Raw genomic sequence first — 24,539 nt, forward strand, 5'->3', positions numbered from 1 at the left:
TGCCTCCTACTTAGCGTTCAAATTTTTGTAAATGAAATGCTGTTGAATCAATTGGAATACGTTAGAAACTACCCAGTAGATAACGAGACCAGATGGGAAGCTCAAAGAAATGTAACCAATGAATAAAGGCATAAAGATTGTCATAATCTTTTGTTGTTGCGCAGCTGCACCAGTTGCACCATTACTAGTTTGACGAGACATAACCCATGTGGATAATGCACTCAAAATAGGTAAGATGTACATTGGATCTGGATCGCCAAGGCTAGGCAACCACAAGAATTGTACAAAGTTTGGATCGTATGGGTAATCTTTCAAAGCCCAATAAATCGCGATCAAGAATGGCATTTGTACCAACAATGGCAAGCAACCAGCCAATGGGTTAACGCCCATTTCTTTGTACAATGCACCCATTTCCGCTTGCAGTTTTGCAGGATCGTTTTTGTATTTATCTTGCAATTGTTTCATGCGAGGCTGCAATTCTTGCATAGCCTTCATGGATTTGATTTGCTTAACAGTAAGTGGTGCCAAAATCGCTTTGATAACGATTGTTAAAAAGATAATAGCCACACCGTAGCTTGGATAACCTATCATTTGAGTCAATTGGAACGCATAGGTTACCAATGTGCTCATTAAATCAACGATAGGTTGGAAAATACCACTTAAAAAGTCCATTGTTTCTCCTTTTTCATACAGTCCGAAATCGTCCTTTGCGCATCTATATATCGTTATGGTATGGTCTAAATTTCATCCATACAGATGCTCAGGTATTTCCAAAACTGTGCTCGATAGTTTTTGTGAAAGTAACTTTCATAGAACGCATCCAGCCTAATCCCACGTGGGTTAGGGAACTGGATCGTAGCCACCCTTATGGAAAGGATGACAGCGAAGAATGCGTTTTAAACCCATCCAGCTACCTTTCAAAGGACCATATTTTTCAATGGCCTGCAGAGTATATGTGGAACATGTCGGATAATAACGGCAACATCCAGGTTTTAAGGGAGATATGGCGAGCTGATAAAACCTAATTAAAAGTCGTAAAAGCATAGTTATACAGCGTTTCATGGAAACCTCCATATACACAAAAAGGACCAAAGCCTTCTAACTTGTGGTCCTATTTATCATTTTGTATCAATAATTTGCTTTTTCGCAAGAGATACAAAATCTCCTTTTCCGCTTTTTCGTAGGTAGCGTTTTTCAGAGGGCCACGTCCAACAATTACGATATGATACCCTTCGCGAATGGCGTGCTGATTGAGGCGATATACCTCTTTCATCAGGCGTCTAGCTCGATTGCGCTCCACTGCACAACCAACCTTTTTACCTGTTACAAAACCAATGCGCGTAGGTTGCTTTGCCACGGGCATACGATACAGTACACACATACGGCCTACTTCGTATTTTCCGTGCTTATACACAAGGCGATATTCATTATTGTGCGTCAGTCGTCTTGCTTTATCAAGGCAATAATCCATATGCATTGTCCTTAAGTCCTAAGAATAGAAAAACTTGGCAGCAGCGCCAAGTTTTTTCTCCTGCCTAACAGCTATTATATTATGCAGATAAGCGTTTTCTGCCTTTTGCACGTCTTCTTTTCAAAACGAGACGGCCACCAATAGTTTTCATGCGTTCACGGAAACCATGGGTACGTTTTCTCCAAAGAGTATTTGGTTGGTAAGTACGTTTCATTAGTAAAACACCTCCTCGTCATTCTGTATTGTTTTACTTATACCATAACAGGGTAATTATAGAGGTAAAACGTAAATTTGTCAATCATTTAGGGCTATTCTGAAAGACTTTCATGTGGATTTTACTTAAATCCGATAGAACTTAAAACTGATACTACTTTTATAGGGGGAGGAATAGATGTGGTTTTTTTCCTCCATACTCATCGTAAGTCGGTCAAAAATCCACATCTATTCCTGCTCCTAACACACTCTAATGACTACTCATACACCTACCACCAGTATAAAAAGTAGTATCAGTTTTTATAGGAAATCTAAAAGTCTTTCAGAATACAGATCTAAAATTTAACAAATCTTACCTTTTAACCTCTTAATAGGAAAGGGGGACAATTGATGCTATTAATTTCCTCTGACTTCTCTCCCCGATTTTCATTTAAGTTGTGTTGATAACGTTTTATAAACAGATCTAATGTAGATTGATAAAAGGTATATCTATTACTTTTTCGGTTGTATGTATAAAAATCATAAAATTATATTGTTGGAGGAGGGGAAGTGAAACTACTTTTTGAGCGACTTGTGTCAGAATGGAGCGATAAAAGTAGTTTCACGTCCTATCCCAAAAGTAATAGATATACCAAGAGAAAATTAAAATATACATTATAAACAGTTTATAAAAGTTATCCACAGATTGAATGACAAATTACTTATTTTTTGGTACAATCATAACTGAAATTAGGAAAAATTGTATATTTTTATAGGTTTTTGATGGATAACTTTCGAGGTTATCCACATTTTTTCTCTTTTAGTTTATAATAACTAAAAAGTCAGTAATTATCTATATAAAATAGACTTTTATTTTTACTTATTCACAGGTTATACACAAGTTATTCACAGGAATAATAGGTTTTTCCACAGCTTTTATAATGGTTATACACATTATTCCTAAAGTTATACACATTTATAGCAATAGTTATTCACAAGAGGCACGTCATGCAATCATTTGATTTAAATAATATATGGGAGCATATATTGCAAGAGGCGAAAAAGAATATGCAACATTTACCTGATGCATTGTATTTGCGCGTCACGTCATCGTTGATTCCCATGTCTCTCGATAGTCATTCGATCCATATTGGGGTCATGCAAACATTTGTAAAAAACTTAATCGACCAGCAACCGCAGATTAGTAAAGCTTTACAAGATGCAATTACCACAGTCATCGGCTCTCCTCGAGATATGGTTTTATTCGATTTTAATCAAGAGAGTATAGATACTACCTTTGTTGATGAAAGTCTCATCGATACACCAGTTGTAGCACCGCCAATGCCTTTACCACCTGTAGTAGAGGAAAAGGCTCATCAAGAGGAGTTTTACACACCGGTCTATCAAGAGCCTATCTACATCGACCGTGCGCCAGCGCCTGTGGATATTCCAGATGAGCCAATGGTAGCGGCACCGAAGAAAACAGCAGAAACATTGCCAACATTGCAGTCTGACAATGTACCTGTGGATTTATCATTATCCAATCTCAATCCAGCTTACCGTTTTGATAACTACGTAACGGGCAATGCGAACCGCATTCCGTTTGGGGCTGCTCAAAATGTAGCTGAGTTCCCTGGTGGAGACTATAATCCGCTCTTTATTTATGGTCCTTCAGGCCTGGGTAAAACGCATTTGATGCATGCCATCGGCAATGCTATCAAAGAGCATCATCCACATATGAAGGTTATGTCCATTACAAGCGAAAACTTTATGAATATTTTTGTCGAAACATTGCAGCGCAACCAAGGTAAACTATTCCGCAATACGTTCCGCAATATCGATGTTCTCATGATTGACGATATTCAATTCCTTGAAAGCCGTGAAAGTACGAAAACTGAGCTATTTAATACGTTCAATGAATTGCTAAATAACAACAAGCAAATCGTACTTACCTCTGATACGATGCCAAACGATATGGAGCAGTTCGAAGATCGTCTTCGCTCTCGTTTCCAAGCTGGCTACATTGCAACAATGGAAAATCCAGATTTAGAAACGCGCATCGCCATCTTCAGATCGCTGCTCGAACGAGAATATAAAAAGAACCGCATTATTCGCATAGATAATGACTCTATCAACTACGTAGCATTGCAATTTAGCGAAAACGTCCGCGTATTGCAAGGTGCTTTCACCAAGCTCATCGGTACAGCATCTATCGATCAACGTCTAGAATCTATTGACCTAGAATACACAAAACACGCCTTGGCGGGCCTCGTTCACACAGAAGAGGTAAATATAGTTAATATTGAAAGCATCCAGAATTTTGTAAGTTCCTATTTCAATATTAAAAAGCAAGACCTACTTGGCAAGAAACGAAAAGCCCAATTCGCATTTCCACGGCAAATCGCCATGTATCTATGCCGCGATATGATCAATGAAAGCTATCCACAAATCGCAGCAGCTTTCTCTCGTGATCATACGACAATTCTCCATGCGTACGATAAAATAACGAAGGAAATTGAAAAAAACGAAGAAACTAAACGAATGGTTGCAGAAATTAAACAGAAATTAACAACCTGTGGATAACTCTGTGGATATATAGTGAATAACTTTGTGGATATCACAAAACTTGTACTTTGGTGTGAATATGTGGATAAGTAGGTACAAACTATTAACATAGTTATGCACAGCTCATAATTCACACAATTATTGGCGCCGATTTACTTTTACACATATAAACAGACCCCTACTATTACTACTACTAAAACTAAAAAACAATCAGAAAAACAGTAGAAACAGATCTATCGTAGAATATATATAGAGCATCTACAATAGCAAACATAGAATATTACAAATAAAACAAGTAATTATTAGTGCTTCTACAATATATATAAATTGTAATCACAAACAACATATATATTAGAAATAATATAGTAGTTAATAATAAAATCCAATTATATAAATTAATATAAAACTTTCAAAAAGGAGTAACATATGCATATTACATTCCCAAAAGCAAATCTCCAAAAAGCAATCAACGTATTGCAAAAGGTATCTCAAAATAAAACAAGTTCCAACTTACCAGGTGCTATTTACATAACTACAAAAAATGGTCAGGTAGAATTGCAAGGTAACGACTTTGAACTTGGTATCCGTTTAACAATTGACGGCGACATCAAAGAACCTGGCACATTAGTAGTAGGTTCCCGTTATTTCCAAGAATTAATTCGTAAATTACCTGGCGATACTATCGAACTTTACAAACCAGAAGACGGAAATTCTTTGACAATCACATCTGGATCTTCCGAATTTAATCTTGTTACATTACACCCAGATGATTTCTCCTTGGTTGAACAAATTCACGACCAAGATCATGTAAACATCGATAGCTTTGCTATGAAAGAACTCATCGATTTAACAAACTACGCAGCAGCTACTGATGAAGATCGTCCTGTTTTTACCGGTGCTCTTCTTGAAATCAATGAAAACGAAGTCACTATGGTTGCTACCGATACACACCGTATGGCTGTTAAAAAAATCACTATCGATGAGCCAGCAACTACTCCAATGCGCGCTATCATTCCTACAAAAACGTTAGCTGAAGTATCTCGTTTATTACCAACAGATAATCCAGCCATGATCAATATCATTTGGAATCGCACACAAATCGTATTTAATTTTGAATCTATTTATATTATTTCTCGCTTAATCGAAGGCACGTATCCTGAATATGAAAAGGTAATTCCTTCCCAATTCGATTCTAGCGCTGTAATCGACCGCCGCGAATTCGCTGGTGCTGTTGATCGCGTATCCTTATTGGCTAAAGACATCAGCTATAACGTAATTCGTTATGATTGGTCTGAAAGCAATGTCACATTGTCTACTCAAAATACTGAAATCGGTATGGCTAAAGAAGACGTAGCTGTTGAATTTAAAGGTACACCTTTTACAATCTCCTTCAATGGTCGTTACATCTCTGATATTTTGCGTCACAGCACAGGCGACAATATCCACTTGTTCTTAAAACAAAATGGTCCTGTTGTCATTCGCCAAGACAATAATTCGAACTATACATACGTAGTAACACCAGTTCGCACGAATGCATAAAAGTAAAAGCAGGGCAGTAGTCAATGGAGGAGCTTGCGACGACAGAGACACTGCATCGCTTTGTTCTGAACGTAAGATTTTCTAGATAACAAAGTTATCTAAGAAAATCCAAAGTGAAGAACTGTGCTTTGGGCTCCAACCAAATATAACTTTGGTCGGAGCGTGCAATTTTTCGAAGAAAAATGCTCAGAGAGCGACCTGGACTCAGTATGATATATATTATTATGCAAATTGTCCAAATAGGAGGACGTTATGAAAGAGCAACAGCAGGTACCCATTCATACGGAGTACATTCAAATTGATCAGTTGTTGAAGTTAGAAGGCATTATTGAAACAGGTGGTCAAATTAAATCTTTCATCGATGAAGGCATCCTTACCTTGAATGGTCAGGTCGTAACGGAAAAACGCAAGAAATGCCGCGTTGGTGATGTGATTTCTTGTGAAGGTCTCGATGTAGATCTCATAATTACACAAGAGGAGGCATAATCGGTGAGAATTGACTCACTGCAATTATTCCAGTTTCGTAATTATAAGGATGTACAGATACAGTTTAACCCTGAGATTATCGTTCTGCACGGCACCAATGGAGCTGGTAAGACGAATATCCTCGAATCGATTTATGTTGGTACGATTGGTAAAAGCCATCGTACTAACGATACTTCGGATATGCTCATGTTTAATGCCGAAGAAGCAGGCATAGTTGTAAAATTCGAGAAAAAAGATACGCCTCAAAAGGTAAATATTAAATTATTCCGCCAAGGGGCTAAGGATATTCGTTTAAATGACACAAAAATATCTCAAAAAGAACTGATTGGTACATTGAATACAGTTATCTTTTGTCCTGAAGACTTACAGCTCATCAAGGGAACTCCGTCTGGTCGTAGGCGATTCCTCGATATGGAAATATCTCAGACTAGTGCTACTTACTATCATCAATTGATGCAGTATAATCGGCTGTTACAGCAACGAAATGCAGTCCTAAAAGAATATAGAGGAAAGAATATTATTCCTATTGAAGAATGGGATTTGCAGCTAGCAGATATGGCGAGCTTTATCGTAAAGAAACGATTAGAAAGCCTAAAGAAAATCAATTTGCTCATCGATTTGATGAATCGTAAATTGACAGGTGGCCTTGAGAATTTAACCATTGGTTATGAACAGCCGTATATGGACAATGGTTCATTGGAATATACAAAGGAAGGCTTTTACGAACGCATCAAAGCAGCGTTGCTGCAAGATCGTCATCGTTTGAGCACTAGTGTAGGTCCTCATCGTGATGATTTACGATTCTTTTCCGATGCGATGGATTTAAAGAAATTTGGATCGCAAGGGCAGCAACGAACCGCTGTATTGTCCTTAAAGTTGAGTGAGCTTGAGTTTATCAAGTCAGAGGTAGGAGAATATCCAGTACTTCTCTTGGATGATGTATTGAGCGAACTTGATGAGTCGAGACGAGCGAATTTATTGCAGTTTATTCATAAACGAATTCAAACATTTATTACCACTACAGATATTCACGATTTTAAAGATTTGAAATCCGTTCAATTTATTTCTTGTGAAGGGGGACAGGTTCAGTATGGACAGCCTTGATCTTTGTTTACCAAAGGCCTTAGCAGAACTGAATTTACTGGAACAATATAAATTAAATACCCTCGTTCACAAGTGGCGTAATGTAGTAGGTGATGTCATCGCCGATCATACAAAAATTGTGTCCATCAAGCCTCCAGACATGGTTATCAGTGCAGATAATTCCATGTGGATGCAGGAATTACAGATGCAAAAACGACGTATCATCGAGGCTATCAACAAGTATTACCGCCAAGAAGTAATCACCGATATTCGATTCATCATGAAACGTCAGAGCTATGTGAAAGTAGAAATTAATACGTCTCTCACGATTCCTGATGAACAGATTATTACAAAACGTATTAATTTTGCTAATATCGTGCTTTCAAAAGAAGATGTAGATGCCATCGATAAATCCTTAGAACAAACGGATAACGAAGAATTACGAGCTGCTTTCAGAAAAGTACAAATTACGGCTCGAAAGCGTGAAATATATTTAGAGCAGCATGGGTATCATCGTTGTAAGCGATGTGGCATGCACATGAAATCTAAAAAAGAAATCTGTCCGACTTGTGAATATGAATTGCATCGAAAACATATTAAGGACATTAAGTCTGTTATTAGAAAGTATCCGTACTTTAAATACAGCGACTGTCAGCAATTTATACAGTGTACTTTCCCAGACTTTGCAGAAGCGATGCGGGAATCCATATACTTTTACCTGGATAAGATTTATAAAGGATCCATCAATCGCCGTCATATGTTTATGGTGGCCATGCTCATCACCCATAAGAAGCCTGATGAGCTAACGGATCAGCATGTTATCAATTTGTGTAATAAATATAGATCAAAGTTCCTCGCTGAAGAGGAACAGCGCAAAATTGATGCTCTTAATGGGACATTAGAAAAGTAGAGGGGGCATTCTTATGTACGTTCATATTGGAGATACCATTTCCGTACCTATTGAATCCATCATCACGATAGTGCATGCCAAGGGCGGAAAGTCCCATAAAAGTCCTATTCATCACTATGAAACGCTAGAATATATCGCCATGGTGCCAGAGGAGCAAATCAAGACATATGTGGTCACTGATGCTTGTGTGTATGGATCTGGTATCAGTATTAAGACTTTAATGAGACGGATTGATGAGTTTTATAGTATAATAAAGAGATAAAGTTTAATCCTGTACATGTTTTGTCACTTTATTTCAATCAAGTACAGTATGATAGATTGTTAGGAGGAGTTTGTTTCATGCCTGAACAAAATTATGGCGCTCAGAATATTCAGGTTCTTGAGGGTCTAGACGCGGTGCGTAAACGCCCAGGGATGTATATTGGTAGTACGTCTGCTCGTGGTTTGCATCACCTCGTATACGAAGTTGTAGATAACTCTGTAGACGAAGCGCTTGCTGGTTACGCTACACATATCGAAGTATCCATCAATCCAGATAACAGTGTTACCGTTGTCGATGATGGTCGTGGTATTCCAACAGGAATGCATGAATCTGGTATGTCTGCGGTAGAGCTAGTATTAACGAAATTGCATGCCGGTGGTAAATTCGGTGGTGGCGGCTACAAGGTATCTGGTGGTCTTCATGGCGTAGGTATTTCCGTAGTTAATGCGTTGAGTGAATGGACTAAGGTTCAAGTATCTCAAAATGGCATTGTTCAAGAGATTTCCTTTGCTCGTGGTCATAAAACTTCCGAGTTGCACGAAATCGGCAAAGCTTCAGGAACTGGTACTACAGTTATTTTCAAGCCAGATGCAGAAATCTTTGAAACTACCGTATTCAGCTTTGATACATTGAAAATGCGTTTACAAGAATTGGCATTTCTTAACAAAGGCCTTCGTATTACATTGAGCGATTTGCGCCTAGAGGAACCTCGTGTTGAAAGTTTCCACTATGAAGGTGGTTTGGTTTCTTTCATTACCTTCTTGAATGAAAATAAAGAAGCAATTAATCCAACTGTTATCAACATTGAAAATACAAAAGATGACGTTGTGGTAGATGTGGCATTGCAATATAACGATAGCTATAGCGAAAACTTGTTGTCCTTTGTAAATAACATCAATACTATTGATGGTGGTACACATCTATCTGGTTTTCGTGCTGCTTTGACTCGCACCCTCAATGATTATGGCCGTAAATCTGGTTTGATCAAGGAAAATGAGTCCAATCTTTCCGGTGAAGACGTGCGTGAAGGTTTGACAGCTGTTGTATCTGTAAAAGTGTTGGAACCTCAATTTGAGGGTCAAACAAAAACTAAACTTGGCAATAGCGAAGTTAAAGGTATTACAGATGTTATCGTTACAGAAGGTCTTAAAACATTCTTTGAAGAACATCCTCAAGATGCGAAGAAAATCATCGAAAAAGCAACGATGGCAAGCCGTGCTCGAGAGGCCGCTCGTAAAGCCCGTGACTTAACACGCCGTAAAAATGCGTTGGAAGTATCTAGCCTTCCTGGTAAATTGGCGGACTGCTCCGAAAAAGATACATCTATGACTGAAATTTATCTTGTGGAAGGTGATTCTGCAGGCGGTTCTGCAAAACAAGGTCGCGATCGTCGTTACCAAGCAATTTTACCATTGCGTGGTAAAATCCTTAACGTAGAAAAAGCACGCCTCGATAAGATTTTGGCTAATAACGAAATTCGCTCCATGATTACCGCTTTTGGTACAGGTATTGGCGATGAATTCGATATTACAAAATCCCGTTATAACAAGATTATCATCATGACAGATGCGGACGTTGACGGCGCTCACATCCGTACATTGTTGTTAACATTCTTCTACCGCTATATGAAACCATTGGTAGAGGAAGGTCATATCTATATTGCTCAACCACCTTTGTATCAAATCAAGAAGGGTAAATCTCATTGGTATGTATACTCTGATGCAGAGTTGACTGCTAAACTTGATGAAGTAGGCCGCGATGGTACTACAATCCAACGTTACAAAGGTTTAGGTGAAATGAATCCTGAACAATTATGGGAAACTACGATGAACCCTGAAAATCGTACGATTCTACAAGTTAGCTTAGAAGATTCTATCGAAGCCGACAAAATCTTTACGGTCCTCATGGGTGATAAGGTAGAGCCTCGTCGTAAATTTATTGAAGATAACGCAAAATACGTGCGTAATCTAGATTTGTAAGAGGTGACCCATGTCTGATAATCATAATAATAACGTAGAGTTTACGTCTAACAAAGATCAACACCTAAAACGTTCCCTAAAGGCGCGTCATATGAATATGATCGCTTTGGGTGGTGCTATCGGTACAGGTTTATTCGTTGCTGGTGGTGAAGTCGTAAGTACAGCTGGCCCTGGTGGTGCTCTTGTAGCTTACGGCCTCATTGGTATCATGGTTTATTTCCTTATGACATCTCTTGGGGAAATGGCCACATATTTACCAATTCCAGGTTCCTTCGGGACTTATGCAAAACGTTATGTAGATCCTGCCTTTGGGTTTGCCTTAGGTTGGAACTACTGGTTTAACTGGGCTATTACCTTGGCTGCTGAAGTATTAGCAGGGGCGCTCATCATGAAATATTGGTTCCCTGATGTGCCTGCCATCGTATGGTCTGCTCTGTTTTTGCTCATTTTATTCGGTTTGAACTATTTATCTACTCGTTCCTTTGGTGAAAGTGAATATGTGTTCTCTAGCATCAAGGTGATTACCGTATTCGTATTCCTATTCTGTGGCTTTATGCTTATCTTTGGCATAGGTGGCACATCTCCAGGATTTGCGAACTGGACCGTAGGAGAAGCTCCATTTGTAGGTGGTTGGGAATCTATTCTCGCTATTTTTATGGTGGCAGGATTCTCTTTCCAAGGTACTGAACTTATCGGCGTAGCCGCTGGTGAAGCGGAAGACCCTGAAAAGAACGTGCCAAAAGCGATTAATACAATCTTTTGGCGTATTCTATTGTTCTATATCGGTGCTTTCACGGTTATCGGTTTCTTGATTCCGTACACAGATCCAAATTTGTTGAACTCTAGTGTAGAGAACGTATCTATTTCTCCATTTACACTCGTATTTGACCGCTTTGGTTTTGCCTTTGCTGCTAGCTTTATCAATGCTATCATCTTAACGGCTGTATTGAGTGCTGGTAACTCTGGTTTGTACTCTTCTACGCGTATGCTGTATGCACTCGCTAAGGAAGGTCAAGCACCTCAAATTTTTGCTAAGTTAAATAAACGCGGCGTTCCAGTGCCTGCGTTAATCTTAACGACAGCAATCGGTTTATTTGCATTCCTTACAAGCTTTATTGGCGAAGGTACAGCCTATACATGGATTGTTAATATCTCTGGTTTATGCGGTTTCATCGCATGGGTTGGTATCGCAGTATCTCATTATCGTTTCCGTCGTGCTTTCATTGCACAAGGCAGAGATCTTAGTAAATTGCCATACAAAGCGTGGTTATTCCCAGTTGGCCCAATCTTGGCGTTTATTCTTTGCGTCATCATTATCTGTGGTCAAAACTACTCCGCTTTCACAGGTGATACCATCGACTGGTACGGCGTATCCGTTGCCTATATTGGCTTGCCAATCTTCTTCGCAGTGTACCTTGGTTACAAATACATCAACAAAACTAAAGTTGTGCCGTTAAAAGAAGTTAACCTTGATCGTGACTTCGATAGATAACATAAAATAAAATCCTACTTAATCTAATCTTTCTTGTAAAAGTATGGTTAAGTGGGATTTTTTTGTATTTATATTAGTTATACTGTATGATATATATAATGATTTCTAAAAAAATTTTAGAATCAAAATAACAGAAATAAAGAAAATTAGTATAGGAGAGAATACTATGAAAAAAATTATTACTTTTATATTAGTGGCTATATCTATATTATCTATTTCAGTATTATTCACAGGATGTGGAGAACAAACAGCAGATGATTTAACAGGTGAATATATTATAGTCAAAGATGGAAAAGAAATAAAACAAGATAATAAACATTATTATCTTATGGTTTTACAAAAAGATGTAATTAATGAAAATAAATCTGCTGTAAAAATGAGATTTACAATTCAACGTTATAATCCAGACTTAGATAAGTATTATTATGTAAATCGTGATTTCTATATGGATCCAAAGACTTTAAAATCATTTGATTCAGAGAAATATACATTTACTGTAAATGATGATAAAAATATAACACTACATGGTGTTATATATAAAAAAGTATCATCTAATACTATAAAAATGGATGATACCAATTATACAGCTGATAATTTAATAAAAGATTTAGTAAAAATACCAAAATTTTATGAAATGGATGATACACATATCTCTGATCAATTTAGTGGATTCACAACTGAATTAAGAAAATATGTCTATTATTAATGATAAATAGAATAGATATAATTAAATCAAAGAAAAAGAGTAGTAAAAGAGAGGTAACTATGAAAAAGTTTATTACTTTTATATTAGCGGCTATATCGATAGTATCTATTTCAATACTATTTACTGGATGTGGAACACAAACAGCAGAGGATATAGCTGGTGAATATGTAAAAATTAAAGATGGACAAGAAATTAAACAAGATAATAAACATTATTATCTTATTGTTCTACAAAAAGAGACTACTTACCAAAACAAACCTGCTATAGAAATGAGATATACAATTCAACGATATAATCCAGATTTAGATAAGTACTATTATGTAAATAATGATTTTTATATAGATGCTAAAACCCTAGAATCATTTGACTTAGAAACACATACTTTAAAAGTAAAAGATAGTAATAATATCATATTAAATTCTGTACAATACAAAAAAGTATCATCTAAAACAGTAACAATAGATGATACAAAATATACTTCTAAAAAATTAATTGAAGAATTAGTCAAAATTCCTAAATTCTATGAAATGGATGATACACATATTTCTGATCCATTTAGTGGATTTACTACGGAACTAAGACAATATGTTAACTATTAGTTATAAAGAATAAATACTATTATTTATTAGTTATTGAAAAATATAAAATAGAAAATTTTGTTGATACAAATATTAAGAATATTACTCTGTGATGCTATTATTGTTTATGTTAATATATTTATATTGTAATAGCTTATTATATATGTAATTAAGTTTGAGGTGAGAACTATGATTATTACAACAACTATGCATGTAGAAAACAGACCTGTACAAGAGTACAAAGGTATTGTATTTGGTGAAGTCGTAGAAGGCCGTAATTTTGTGAAAGATTTCATGTCTGGTATTCGAGACATTGTTGGTGGTCGTAGCGGTAGCTATGAAGATTCTTTGATGAATGCGCGCAAAGCAGCTCTCGACGAAATGTCTCAACGAGCTTCTAAATTGGGTGCTAATGCTATTATTGGCGTATCCTTCCAATATAGCACAGTAGGCGCACAAAATGGCATGCTTATGATTACATGCAATGGTACAGCTGTAGTAGTTTAATACAAAAAACCCCCTATAAAAAGTATTAGAAACTTTTATAGGGGGTTTTTGTATTGTGTTTTATCTTATCTTGCCTTATGGTATCCTATTTTACCTTATACCAGCTTGCGTACATGACTGGTAATACGATGAGTGTTAGAATAGTTGCCACTAGTAGGCCTCCGCTAAAGGCGATAGCCAATGGGCTCCAGAATACAGATCCCATGAGAGGAATCATGCCTAAAATCGCTGCGATAGCGGTGAGCATGATAGGGCGGAAACGAAGTGTAGCGGAGTTGATAATTGCTTCACGAGGTTCTTGGCCTTCTGCCTTGTGGATTTCGATTTGGTCTAACAAGATAATGGAGTTACGGATGATCATACCCGAGAGGGCGATGATTCCTAGAATAGCCATAAAGCCTAACGGTGTTCTCGTAATATTAAGTGCTAATACAACACCGATTAGCCCCAATGGAGCAGTGAGTAGAGCCATTAACATGAGGGCGATACGCTTTAATTGGAACATGAGGATTGTCATGATTACAAAGAGCATAATTGGGATTGGTGTTAATAGCTTTTGAACGGCTGTTTCGCTTTTTTCAGCGGCGCCGTCTAGGTCAATAGAATAGCCTGTAGGCAAGGAATCTCGAATGTCTTGTAATGATTTATAGACCTCTTTTGTTTTCGCATTGCCTAAGACACCGGCTTTTACATTCGCATGAACACTAATAGTTGGCATCATGTTGCGATGCCAGATAATACCATCCTCTTGAGCCATGGTAATAGTTGCAATTTGGTTAAGAGGTACGTAGGAACCATTGCCTGTTTGAATTGGCAAGGATGAAAGAGCACTTAAGTTATGTTGCTCGTTGTCACCTAAACGGAAGGTAACAGGAATGGTTTGGTTCCCTTCGTAGTATTCACCAGACTTAGTACCAGACAATAGACTTTGTAAGTGCAAGGATACAGCGTAGCTATCGATGCCGAGTAAACGTGCCTTGTTTGGATCGATGTGAATATTGGCTACAGGTTCTGTATCTGGCCAGTCAAAGGCGATATTTTGTAAGTCTTTATCGTCTTGCATTTTTGCTTTTACTTGGTTGGCAATTTCTTTTACCACTTTTTGATCAGGACCTGCTACGCGGAGCATAACAGGGTACTTAGATGGAGGCCCAATTTGTATAAATTGAGCATTTACGAGGGCTGAAGGAAATTTTTCATTTAAATAAGACGTTAATTCATTATACAGTTTATCCCGATCCTCTAAGGATTTTGTGACGATCACATATTGTAAGAAATTATTTCGTTGCAATTCTGGCTCTAAGGTGAGAACGAAACGCGGAGAACCTTGTCCAATGTACGAGGTAAAGGTTGAAATACGTTCGTCACCTTGCAAATGTTCATCAATAATTTTTGCTTGGTTAGCAGTATACTCGATGGACGAACTTTGAGGGAATTGCATGGATACAATAATTTCATTACGCGTTGATGATGGGAAAAATTCCTGTTTAATCAACGGTAGTGAAAGCAAGGATAAAGCGAAGGCACCTAGAGTAGCTAATAAGACTACCTTGTGATGTCCTAGTGCCCAATGTAATAGTTTTTCAAACTTATCATAGAAGGTCACATTGAGCTTGTGCATGATACGGTCTCGTTTAGTCCATTCCGATTCCGGCTTTGGAGCCTTGTTTTCAATGATTTTATAACCCAATACAGGGCTGACGAGAACAGAGGCGAACCAAGATAGGATGAGTGCCATAAATACAACAATGGATAAAGATTTTGTAAACTCTGCTACCATACCTTGTGCCAATGCTAATGGCAAGAAGCCTGCACAGGTAATGAGCGTACCAGATAGCATAGGAAATGCTGTAGATTGATAAGCAAAGGTAGCCGATTTAAAGTGGCCCCACCCTTCTTCGAGTTTAACACTCATCATTTCTACAACGATGATGGCATCGTCTACGAGGAGGCCTAAAGCTAGAATTAAGGCACCTAAGCTCACCTTATGTAGATAAATGCCGCTTTCATACATCAAGATGAACGTCGTAGACACAACGACTGGAATGGTAAGGGCTACCACAATACCTGTTCGTAAACCAAGGGATGCAAAGCTTACGAGCAATACGATGGCGATGGCTTCAAATAAGGATTGAGAGAAATCGCCGATGGATTCCTTAACGATATGCGGTTGATTTGATACTTGATTGAGTTCGAGGCCGGCAGGAATCGTTTTCTGTAATTCTCCGAGCTTCTTGTCGATGGCTTCGCCGAATTCGATATTATTAGCCCCTGCATCCATGGAGATAGCGATGCCAATGGCTGGCTTGCCTTTGTAATAGAACTGTGGGTCGCTAGGGTCTTGGTAGGTCATGGTTACATTGGCCATGTCACCGAGGCGCAAGGTTTGGTTATTGATGCGGATCGGCATATCTCGCACCGCTTGAGGACTATCGAATAGGCCGTTGACGCGGAGATATACATTGTTTGTATCCGTTGTAATCACACCAGCTGGAACCATCATACTTTGCTGTTTAAGCGCTGTTAACAGCTGTTGTGTACTGACTTTATAGGATGCGAGTTTATCCTTGTTTATGGTTACATTGAGGGTTTGTTGTTGAACCCCAATGAGGCTGATTTTCTTAACATTAGGAACAGATAAAAGCTGACGTTTTAAGTCTTCTGCTTGTTGTCGTTTTTCTTCGTACGAATACTCATCACCACTGATGGCATAGATAATGCCATATACATCGTCGAACCTGTCGTTAATGGTCGGTCCTTGAACGCCTGCAGGCAATGATTTCCATTCGTCGTTGATCATATTCCGCGCTTCTTCCCAAGCGGGGCGAATCTTATCGGATGGCAAATCCTCTCTTAAATTGATATAAATAACGGATTTGCTGCCATCTGTAAAAGATTTTGTATAATCTACACCAGGAAGGTCGCGTAGTTTTTCTTCGAGTTTGTCCGTTACCTGATCCGACATTTCTTGTGGAGAAGCCCCCGGCCAAGCAACACCGACCACCATGGTGCGCATCGTAAAATCAGGATCTTCCATGCGTCCCATATGGGTGAATGAGAAGATACCAAAGGTGAGGAGCACAGCCATGAAGTAGTAGATAATGGACTTGTGTTTAAGAGCCCATTCGGCTAAGTTAAATTGTTTCATTGACTAACCGCCGTCCCTTCTTGTAATTGTTGGGTACCTGCGGTGATGACAATGTCACCTTTAGCTAAACCAGATGTAACGATGACGGAGTTCTTACCGAACTCACCAGTCTTGATAGGCACGAGATGAGCCTTCTTATCGCGGATGATATAGACCGCATTATTGCCGTTAGAGTCTTTTACAAGAGCCGTCAACGGAATAGAAATATTGGTATTATCTGTAGTAGATAGATTAGCATTGACCGTCATACCTAGCTGTACCTCTTTAGGCGCATTTTGTAAGGTAATTTTTACGGTATACGTTCTCGCTACAGGGTCAGGAACTGGTGAAATTTCACGCACTACGCCTTGTACTGTTACATCTGGTAAGGCCCAGAAGGTAATAGTAGCAGGGCTACCTACATGAATTTTACTCAACTCTTGTTCAGGAAGGGCAATGACTGCTTCTGGGTCGTGACCAGCCGCTAAGGTACCAACGCTTTGACCGACTGCTACGACTTGTCCTGCTTCAATATTGAAAGCTGTAATAATACCTGTATCAGGAGCCGTCAAATTAGTATAGCTATTTTGATTGCTACTCAAATTAAGGCTTGCTTGTGCTTGTTGTAATTGAGCAGATGTGGCATTCAATTGATTTTCAGCTTGGTCTAATTGCAATTTACTAATCGCTTGTTGTGCATAGAGCTCGCGGTATCGTTTAGCATTGGTTTCTGCCAATTCGTAGGCCGATTGAGCAGCTTTTACAGCACCTTCAGCATTTTGCACCTGAGCTGATGTATCTGAACCATTGATTTGAGCAATCACTTGGCCTGCTTGCACTACATCGCCAACATTTACAAATTTGTTGATGACACGCCCTCCAATTTGAAAGGCTAAGTTTGTTTCTGTTTTATTATGAATGGTGCCTGCATAGCCAGCATCAGTAGTTCCAGACTCTTCACCTATAGTGATGGTACGCACCTTGAGACTTGTATCTTCAGGTGGCTTTTCTGATCCACAACCACTAATAATCGCGGTCCCTATTAATAGGGCTCCTATGGTTGCTATGATTCGTTGATTCATAGAATCTCTCCTTTGACTACCGCATATAAGCCCTATGACACAGAACTACAAATAGGTAGTAATCATAGGACTCTATATGTATATTAGAAAACTCTAATTTCTAATTATATATTTTATAGAAAAAACTAATTATATATTTTATACAATTTAATAATACTATATTTATATTGAAAGTTCTAGCCTTTATGCAGAAAATTAAAGAATTATATACTTAATTTATATAATTGATGATATATTTTAATGATAATTTTTAAAAGTAATCTATATTTTGCTAGTATTTGTATTACTTATTTTATGAATACAAAAATGTAGCAAAAAAGTGAGTCCTCTATTAATTAAGCTGTATCCAAAAATATGTCCAATTTTTTGGTGTACAGTTCATAGTAAGAGAACTCACTTTTTTAGCTTTTGTCTATATAATTTGAACTTTATTTTTCTTCTTCTTGTTCTACAATAGGTTCTTCATAGGTTACAAGGATTTTATCGATACGAGTATGATCCATATCGATGACTTCAAAGGTATAGCCGTTCCATTTTGCCTTGTCGAGTTCCTTTGGGATACGACCGAAGAGGACGTTTAAGAGACCGCCCATAGTTTTGTACAAGTCGTCTTCTTCGCCTGGCAATTCTTGATCGATGTGAAAGAATTCTTTAAATTCATCTACGTTGAGAAGGCCATCTACGAGCCATGCACCATCGCGTTCGATGATCTTGTTTTCTTCTTCCTTGATTTCTTCCTCACCAGAAGGCATAAGACCTACGATTTCTTCCATGATGTCATGCAAGGTGACAAGGCCAGTAAAACCACCATATTCGTCGAGGATAATAGCTTCGTGAACGCCTTCTGTACGTAGAACGTTCAATAATTTCATGAGTGAAATGGATTCAGGAACGAGAACTGGTTCTTTCAAACAAGCTTTGATGATATCGTGAATGGAACTTTCACTAGGACGTTGCATAATTTGAACTAATACATCGGATACGGTAACGAGACCCTTTAATTCATCCAAGGAATCGGTACCTACAGGAATGCGGTAATGGTTGGCATTCTTGAGGACCTCCATGATTTCGTCTTCCGTGCCGTTAAGATCAATCCATTTGAGCTGTGTACGAGGCGTCATGATGTCACCTGCGTTCATATCTGCGAGATGGAAGATATTTTCTACGAGGATAGGTTCTTCTTCTTCGTAAGCACCCATAGCAACGCCTTCGGTAAGCATTTTATTAATTTCAGATTCTGTAACAGGCGCTTCTTCTTTTACAGTAACGCCTAGCATTTTTAAGAGAAATTCTGTGGAAACGCCGAGGAAGCTAACGATTGGTTTTAACGCCACAGATAGCCAGTAAATTGGTTTTGCTACTACAACGGCAATGCTTTCAGGGCTATTTAAGGCCAAGCGTTTAGGCACGAGTTCGCCGATAACGAGGGATAAATAGGTGATGATGGCGACGATAATGAAGGAGCTCACAGAGGCTGCGTATGGTTCGATGCTTGGAATATTTGATACTAAAATTTCTTCTAATGGACTAGAGAAGGTGGCACCAGAATACAAACCAGTTAAAATGCCTACGAGGGTGATGCCGATTTGAATGGTAGAGAACATTTCATTTGGGTTCTCCGATAATTCAAAGGCTGTTTTCGCGCGTTCATTGCCTGATTCTGCTAATTCTTCAAGTTTACGTTTTTTCGCATTTACAATGGCTAACTCTGTCATGGAGAATAAACCATTTGCGATGATTAATACAATGATAATAATAAAATCTAAGGTCAGATCACTGTCCATGTAAGTAGATACTCCTTTTTAATGACATATAATTCTGCACATGAGAATAATAGAAATATTACTCCTAGTATACCATATCGGCATTAATAAGTGTTTCATATAACAAAAGCACCCGATGTGGATGCTTTTGTTATATACTATAGGTGTTACTGGACTAGTAAATAGTACCCTAATAAGGGTATAGTATGTATAGAAATTAAGATTAGTATTAAATATTAGGTCATATATTTTGGCCTCATAATAGGATTATATAGATGGCAACAGAGCAAGAGTGGGAAAGTGTATTACAAATTAAAACCTCTGGTCGCGATGATAGTCATTCCGATACGGAGCATCATCCGTACGAGCCGACGGATTATTGCGTGCTGGAGCGCTTGGCGAATAGCGGTCATATTCGCAAGAAAAATATACTCATCGATTATGGCAGTGGCAAGGGTAGAGTTAGTATTTTCATGGCTTACCAAACGGGCTGCCATTCTATAGGCATCGAATACGATGAACGGCTCTATGAAAAGGCTTTGATCAATGGTGAAAGCCCTGCTGCTCGCAATCGTGTAAGCTTTGTACTAGGTGATGCGGCGCTGTATGAATTGCCAGATCAGGCTGATCGATGCTTTTTCTTTAATCCCTTTGCACTCCATACGATTAAGCGGGTACTAGGAAATATCTTTGATTCGCTATATCATAATCCTCGGGAGATTAAGTTATTTTTCTACTATGTCAATGAAGAGGTGGAGAACTTTTTAAATAACCATGTGCGTTTGGAACAAGAGGAAACTATTGATTGTAGTGACCTCTTTGAGGCTAGCGATGCAAAGGAGCGAATTCTCGTCTATTCAGTTAACTTGTTTTAGTGCAGTTTAGTGCAGTAATTTAAGACTTTTATAATGAAATAATTTAAGACTTTTAAAGACCTTTATGTAACAATTAGATATGTTTTGATGTAACAGTTAAAAATCCGATGGATGCAATACATATTAGACTGATGCAATACATATTATATTGATGTAACAAATAAATATCAGACTTTAATATAGTAAGTTTATATATGAATATGATGTATATAAATTTGATTAAATAATCTCGATTTGAATAGTGTTTTAGTAGTATGAAATGCATACTATTAGGGACGTATTTAAATTGAGGTTTTATTCTATTTTTAAGGAACTTTTACACATATTATTAAGGAAAAAGCAGATAAATTCTGCTATAATAATATATTAGAGATTATAAAATCAATTCATTTTTATGATTCTATACATTGATTCGTATACGCTAATGTAGCGGGTAGGACTGAGTGTATTGAATATAGGAGGTGCATATGGAACTCATCGATACAATGTTGATTGAACGCATTCGTAAAGCGTTAATTAAACGATATGACCGAGATCAACAGATTCAACAAATGATTGAAGAAATTGGTGCAGAGGAAGGCCTTAATGAGACCGAATTATCTATCGTTTACCAAGCGTATTTAGAGGTAAAAGAACGGGTGTACTATACATCTTCTCTCGTTGATTTGTGGAATCAAATTGAAGATGTTCAAAAACGTATGGCCTTATTGCATTCTTACGAATCTTTAGAAGAAAATCTATTTGGTGATGTGTTAGGCGACGATAAGGAAGATATCGTCATTTCTAATACATCTGAACTTGGCAAGGGCGCTAGTTATAATGATGATGCATATGCTATGGAACAGGTACAATTATCTGATGTTCCTGTGCATCATGATTCTACGGTGGGCATGAATCATATTAAATTGAATGAATTAAAATCTATAGGTGGTCTCTTTACTGGTTTTGGTGAAAGCTCCGGTAAGGAAATGGCGGATTTTGAAGATACTGCGATTGAGCACCTTGATGTAAAACCATTAGAAGGCGTTGAAAGCTTAGCAATTCATCATTTAGATGAGGATGAAGCGTTAGATGTAGATGGTCTTGATGAACTTTCAAAAGATAAGAAATCAGAGGAAGCTAACGTGGACGATGAGGATATGTCGTCTATCGATCCATACACGGCGGTGAATGCTTTGTTATTTGGTAAAGCTGGTTTAGAGTCCGATAAAATAAATAAGAAGATGGAGAAGCTTCTTAAAAAGAAATTGAAACGCGTTGACGATGAATGGGCGCGTATCAACGGTTCTGAAGATAAGAAATCTAAGGACGATAAAAAATCCAAGGAAGATAAAACATCTAAAGAGGATAAGAAATCCAAAGAAGACAAAAAGTCTAAAGGCGAGAAAAAATCTAAGAAAGATAAAAAGTCTAAAGAAGATAAAAAAGAGAAAAAACATAAGAAGTCTAAGGAACAAAAACGTTCTAAAGACGAAGAAAAGTTAAAGAAAAAGAAAGACAAAGCTGAAAAGAAGCTTAAAGTCTTAAATGATAAGTTAAAAACAGTCTTCTTAGCTGATACTTTCAAGAAAAAAGATAAGAAGAAAGACAAGAAAAAGGATAAAAAATCCAAAAAGGATGAATCCGCAAAAAAGCAGAATCGATAGTTTCCGTATGGAATAGTAAGGCCTCTGAAAAGATGGTCAAGGAGAGTGCTAGTGCAAAGAAATCAGCAGGTGCTGAGACTATCGACCGTGGATGCGGTAAATGCAAACGATGTAAAGGTCCTAAATGTAAGAAATATCCGAAATAATTGATAGTTATGTAGTTTTGTTATATTTGTAACAATATAGTTGGATTAGTGAATTAACAATTTGGTTATAAGATTCAACAGTTAGGGGTTAATGATGAACCGATGGCAGCGATTATTTGAAGGCATACGAACAGAGATTAAGGTATTTATCTTTTTCTCTGCTTTGTTGACTGCATTTAGAATCGTGTTTCTTGCAGTATTTCAATCACAACTAGCTTCTGTGACGATGGAGAATATCCTCACGTCCTTATGGCTAGGCTTTAGATTGAGTCTCAAGACCGTCGGTTCTTTGTGTTTATTGGGCTTTTTAGGGGGCACTTTGGTGCATACCTTTGTACCTAAATGGCCGTCCTTACGGATCAAACAGGTTGTCTACTCTATTGCAACGGTGTTGTTAACTTTCTTATTCCTGGGACGTATTCCATTCTATAAAATCTTCAATTCTTCCTATAATGCGATGCTCATCAATGGTAAAAACGATGATATCGGTGCCATTATCAATACAGCCATCAATGAATATAATGCATTGATGTACATCGTTGGAGCTGTTGTATTGAGTGCAGCTCTTTGTTGGTTCCTAGTTCGTTTTTTAGCGTGGAACACGAAGAAATATAGTGACTACGCTGTTGACCTAAGGAATGGTGATGATGCAGATACTCTAAGAAATAGTGATTCTGCAGATCATCAACGACTTTGTACTACTTGGTATCCTAAATCGAAGAAAACGCAATGGATGACGGGCATTGGATTAACTGTCGCTATCGGTGTACTCGGCCTATTCTTTAGATTCGGCGGCGCTTTCAGCTATACAAATTCCATCAACTGGGAAAGTGCGGCCCGACTTAGTTCCAATTTGTTGAACGAAAATATTCTAGACGACGTACAGGCTCTTTATCGTGTTAAAAGCATTGTAAAACGGACGGCTGAGCTTGAGGTTATTAACTTAACGCCTCAAGAGTTAAATGAAAAAATCACTGCCGTTGGTGGTAAGTTTAACGGTACAAATTTTGACGGTTCTTTCACGAGAACCATTACGACACAACGATTAGCGGATCAACCGCAGTCTATAAACCTCGTTCTTGGAGAATCCTATGGCTTGTGGCCGTTCCTCGCTGAATATAACGAGCCTGGGGCGTACCTCGTTGAGCAAGGTCGTAAATATGCTGCTAGCCCTCAAGCGATGAGCACGCAGCTAGCCCTTGCGCAAGGCACGGGCACGATGCCAGCCATCAATGGTTTGTTGACAGGGATGCCCGATACAGGGCTATATCCTAACTATGAAGGTGAAAGTTTCAAAGAGCCCTATGGTTTAGGCATTGGTTCTGTTATGAAAAAGCTAGGCTACAAGACTGTATTCTGGTATGGTGGCTTTAGCACATGGCAAAATGTTAAAAACTTTGTTTTATCTCAAGGTTTCGATGAATTCCACGATGCCTCTGAAATGCCAAGCGAAGACGGCAATGCTTGGGGCGTAGGCGATAAAGACTTGTTTAAAGCTATTTCTGCCTACATGGATCAGCATAGAGGGGAAAAAATCCTCAATGTGATTATGACAACCTCTAATCATCCGCCGTATAGCATCAATGTGGCCAAGGAAGGCTTTGATGCGAGCAAGGTGAAAGGTCATGTACCTGATTCTATTTCCGATGATGAAAAGCAATTGAATGAAATGGGTCATATTTGGTACGCAGACCACGTGATGGGGAACTTTATTGCTAATGAAGAAAAAGCAGATCCGTCTGCGCTCTTCGTCATCACTGGTGATCATAGTGAACGCTTTAACTTTGCTCGTGAAGTAGGTCCTAATGTGGCATCTACTATTCCGATTATTTTTTACGGCCACGGCATTCATAAAGATTGGCTTGCGCCTAATGCGTTCGGCATGAGCATTCAAATCATTCCAACCTTAGCGGAATTGGTAGGCCGACCTGGTCAAACCTATGAAGCAATGGTACCAAGCTTGTTTACACAAGAGGAATTTGTATTTAATCATAGACTATATCTCGATAAAAGTGGCAAAGTGTTAGAACAAAGTGCGAGCATGCCTCAATCCTATGGGGATATGATTAAAAATATGCGTGAACTTGCGGCATGGCGCATTAAACATGGGGATGTTATACAGTAATTATA

General features: G+C 38.2%; 21 protein-coding genes. 14 read left to right on the top strand and 7 right to left on the bottom strand.

Features of this window, described 5'->3' with window-relative positions; translation table 11 throughout:
* Positions 1-6 precede the first annotated feature (6 nt).
* The 4 genes from VPHSUH08_RS09235 to rpmH all read right to left on the bottom strand — a co-directional run bounded on the left by VPHSUH08_RS09235 (position 7) and on the right by rpmH (position 1,685).
* Positions 7-672, bottom strand: coding sequence for a YidC/Oxa1 family membrane protein insertase (locus VPHSUH08_RS09235; protein WP_105087305.1), 666 nt, complete (start codon positions 670-672; stop codon positions 7-9).
* 168 nt (positions 673-840) lie between these two features.
* A complete protein-coding gene (yidD, locus tag VPHSUH08_RS09240; protein WP_012865047.1) occupies positions 841-1,062 on the bottom strand; it encodes a membrane protein insertion efficiency factor YidD in 222 nt (73 codons plus the stop codon).
* A gap of 49 nt (positions 1,063-1,111) precedes the next feature.
* Positions 1,112-1,471, bottom strand: coding sequence for a ribonuclease P protein component (gene rnpA, locus VPHSUH08_RS09245; RefSeq protein ID WP_004692947.1), 360 nt, complete (start codon positions 1,469-1,471; stop codon positions 1,112-1,114).
* Between the two features lie 79 nt (positions 1,472-1,550).
* On the bottom strand, positions 1,551-1,685 hold the full coding sequence (gene rpmH, locus VPHSUH08_RS09250; RefSeq protein ID WP_004692946.1) for a 50S ribosomal protein L34: 135 nt from the start codon (positions 1,683-1,685) through the stop codon (positions 1,551-1,553).
* Positions 1,686-2,671: 986 nt separating this feature from the next.
* Here rpmH and dnaA point away from each other — a divergent pair.
* The 11 genes from dnaA to VPHSUH08_RS09305 all read left to right on the top strand — a co-directional run bounded on the left by dnaA (position 2,672) and on the right by VPHSUH08_RS09305 (position 13,770).
* The gene (gene dnaA / locus VPHSUH08_RS09255; RefSeq protein ID WP_105087306.1) at positions 2,672-4,246 is read left to right on the top strand and encodes a chromosomal replication initiator protein DnaA; all 1,575 of its coding nucleotides are present in this window, start codon (positions 2,672-2,674) and stop codon (positions 4,244-4,246) included.
* A gap of 408 nt (positions 4,247-4,654) precedes the next feature.
* Positions 4,655-5,767, top strand: coding sequence for a DNA polymerase III subunit beta (dnaN, locus tag VPHSUH08_RS09260; protein ID WP_105087307.1), 1,113 nt, complete (start codon positions 4,655-4,657; stop codon positions 5,765-5,767).
* 252 nt (positions 5,768-6,019) lie between these two features.
* Positions 6,020-6,253, top strand: a complete 234-nt coding sequence (locus VPHSUH08_RS09265) for an RNA-binding S4 domain-containing protein (RefSeq protein ID WP_105087308.1) — start codon at positions 6,020-6,022, stop codon at positions 6,251-6,253.
* Positions 6,254-6,256: 3 nt separating this feature from the next.
* Entirely contained in the window at positions 6,257-7,357 is a 1,101-nt protein-coding gene (gene recF / locus VPHSUH08_RS09270; RefSeq protein WP_105087309.1) for a DNA replication/repair protein RecF, read from the top strand.
* Positions 7,344-8,246 (top strand): DUF721 domain-containing protein, encoded by a 903-nt coding sequence (locus VPHSUH08_RS09275; RefSeq protein ID WP_105087310.1) that lies wholly within the window; start codon positions 7,344-7,346, stop codon positions 8,244-8,246. The genes recF and VPHSUH08_RS09275 overlap by 14 nt, the downstream gene beginning before the upstream one ends.
* 13 nt (positions 8,247-8,259) lie before the next feature.
* Positions 8,260-8,508 carry a DUF370 domain-containing protein gene (locus VPHSUH08_RS09280; protein ID WP_105087311.1) on the top strand — a complete coding sequence of 83 codons (249 nt, stop codon included), beginning with the start codon at positions 8,260-8,262 and terminating at the stop codon, positions 8,506-8,508.
* Positions 8,509-8,585: 77 nt separating this feature from the next.
* Complete coding sequence (gene gyrB / locus VPHSUH08_RS09285; protein ID WP_105087312.1) at positions 8,586-10,487, top strand: DNA topoisomerase (ATP-hydrolyzing) subunit B; 1,902 nt, start codon at positions 8,586-8,588, stop codon at positions 10,485-10,487.
* A 10-nt stretch (positions 10,488-10,497) separates the two neighbouring features.
* A complete protein-coding gene (locus VPHSUH08_RS09290; protein WP_105087313.1) occupies positions 10,498-11,979 on the top strand; it encodes an amino acid permease in 1,482 nt (493 codons plus the stop codon).
* Positions 11,980-12,145: 166 nt separating this feature from the next.
* Positions 12,146-12,685, top strand: a complete 540-nt coding sequence (locus VPHSUH08_RS09295) for a hypothetical protein (protein WP_105087314.1) — start codon at positions 12,146-12,148, stop codon at positions 12,683-12,685.
* A 59-nt stretch (positions 12,686-12,744) separates the two neighbouring features.
* Positions 12,745-13,284 carry a hypothetical protein gene (locus VPHSUH08_RS09300; protein ID WP_105087315.1) on the top strand — a complete coding sequence of 180 codons (540 nt, stop codon included), beginning with the start codon at positions 12,745-12,747 and terminating at the stop codon, positions 13,282-13,284.
* 168 nt (positions 13,285-13,452) lie between these two features.
* The gene (locus tag VPHSUH08_RS09305) at positions 13,453-13,770 is read left to right on the top strand and encodes a YbjQ family protein (protein ID WP_105087316.1); all 318 of its coding nucleotides are present in this window, start codon (positions 13,453-13,455) and stop codon (positions 13,768-13,770) included.
* An 85-nt stretch (positions 13,771-13,855) separates the two neighbouring features.
* On the opposite strand, the gene VPHSUH08_RS09310 is transcribed toward VPHSUH08_RS09305, so the two are convergent.
* The 3 genes from VPHSUH08_RS09310 to VPHSUH08_RS09320 all read right to left on the bottom strand — a co-directional run bounded on the left by VPHSUH08_RS09310 (position 13,856) and on the right by VPHSUH08_RS09320 (position 19,763).
* The gene (locus VPHSUH08_RS09310; RefSeq protein ID WP_105087317.1) at positions 13,856-16,918 is read right to left on the bottom strand and encodes an efflux RND transporter permease subunit; all 3,063 of its coding nucleotides are present in this window, start codon (positions 16,916-16,918) and stop codon (positions 13,856-13,858) included.
* Positions 16,915-17,979, bottom strand: a complete 1,065-nt coding sequence (locus VPHSUH08_RS09315) for an efflux RND transporter periplasmic adaptor subunit (RefSeq protein ID WP_105087318.1) — start codon at positions 17,977-17,979, stop codon at positions 16,915-16,917. The genes VPHSUH08_RS09310 and VPHSUH08_RS09315 overlap by 4 nt, the downstream gene beginning before the upstream one ends.
* A gap of 428 nt (positions 17,980-18,407) precedes the next feature.
* A complete protein-coding gene (locus VPHSUH08_RS09320; protein WP_004692934.1) occupies positions 18,408-19,763 on the bottom strand; it encodes a hemolysin family protein in 1,356 nt (451 codons plus the stop codon).
* A 254-nt stretch (positions 19,764-20,017) separates the two neighbouring features.
* On the opposite strand from VPHSUH08_RS09320, the gene VPHSUH08_RS09325 reads away from it, so the two are divergent.
* The 3 genes from VPHSUH08_RS09325 to VPHSUH08_RS09335 all read left to right on the top strand — a co-directional run bounded on the left by VPHSUH08_RS09325 (position 20,018) and on the right by VPHSUH08_RS09335 (position 24,534).
* A complete protein-coding gene (locus tag VPHSUH08_RS09325) occupies positions 20,018-20,617 on the top strand; it encodes a class I SAM-dependent methyltransferase (protein ID WP_105087319.1) in 600 nt (199 codons plus the stop codon).
* Between the two features lie 467 nt (positions 20,618-21,084).
* A complete protein-coding gene (locus VPHSUH08_RS09330) occupies positions 21,085-22,263 on the top strand; it encodes a transcriptional regulator (RefSeq protein WP_105087320.1) in 1,179 nt (392 codons plus the stop codon).
* A gap of 237 nt (positions 22,264-22,500) precedes the next feature.
* Complete coding sequence (locus tag VPHSUH08_RS09335; protein WP_105087321.1) at positions 22,501-24,534, top strand: LTA synthase family protein; 2,034 nt, start codon at positions 22,501-22,503, stop codon at positions 24,532-24,534.
* Positions 24,535-24,539 lie beyond the last annotated feature (5 nt).

It is taken from the genome of Veillonella sp. S13054-11 (assembly GCF_002959795.1).
GTDB lineage: Bacteria > Bacillota > Negativicutes > Veillonellales > Veillonellaceae > Veillonella > Veillonella parvula_E.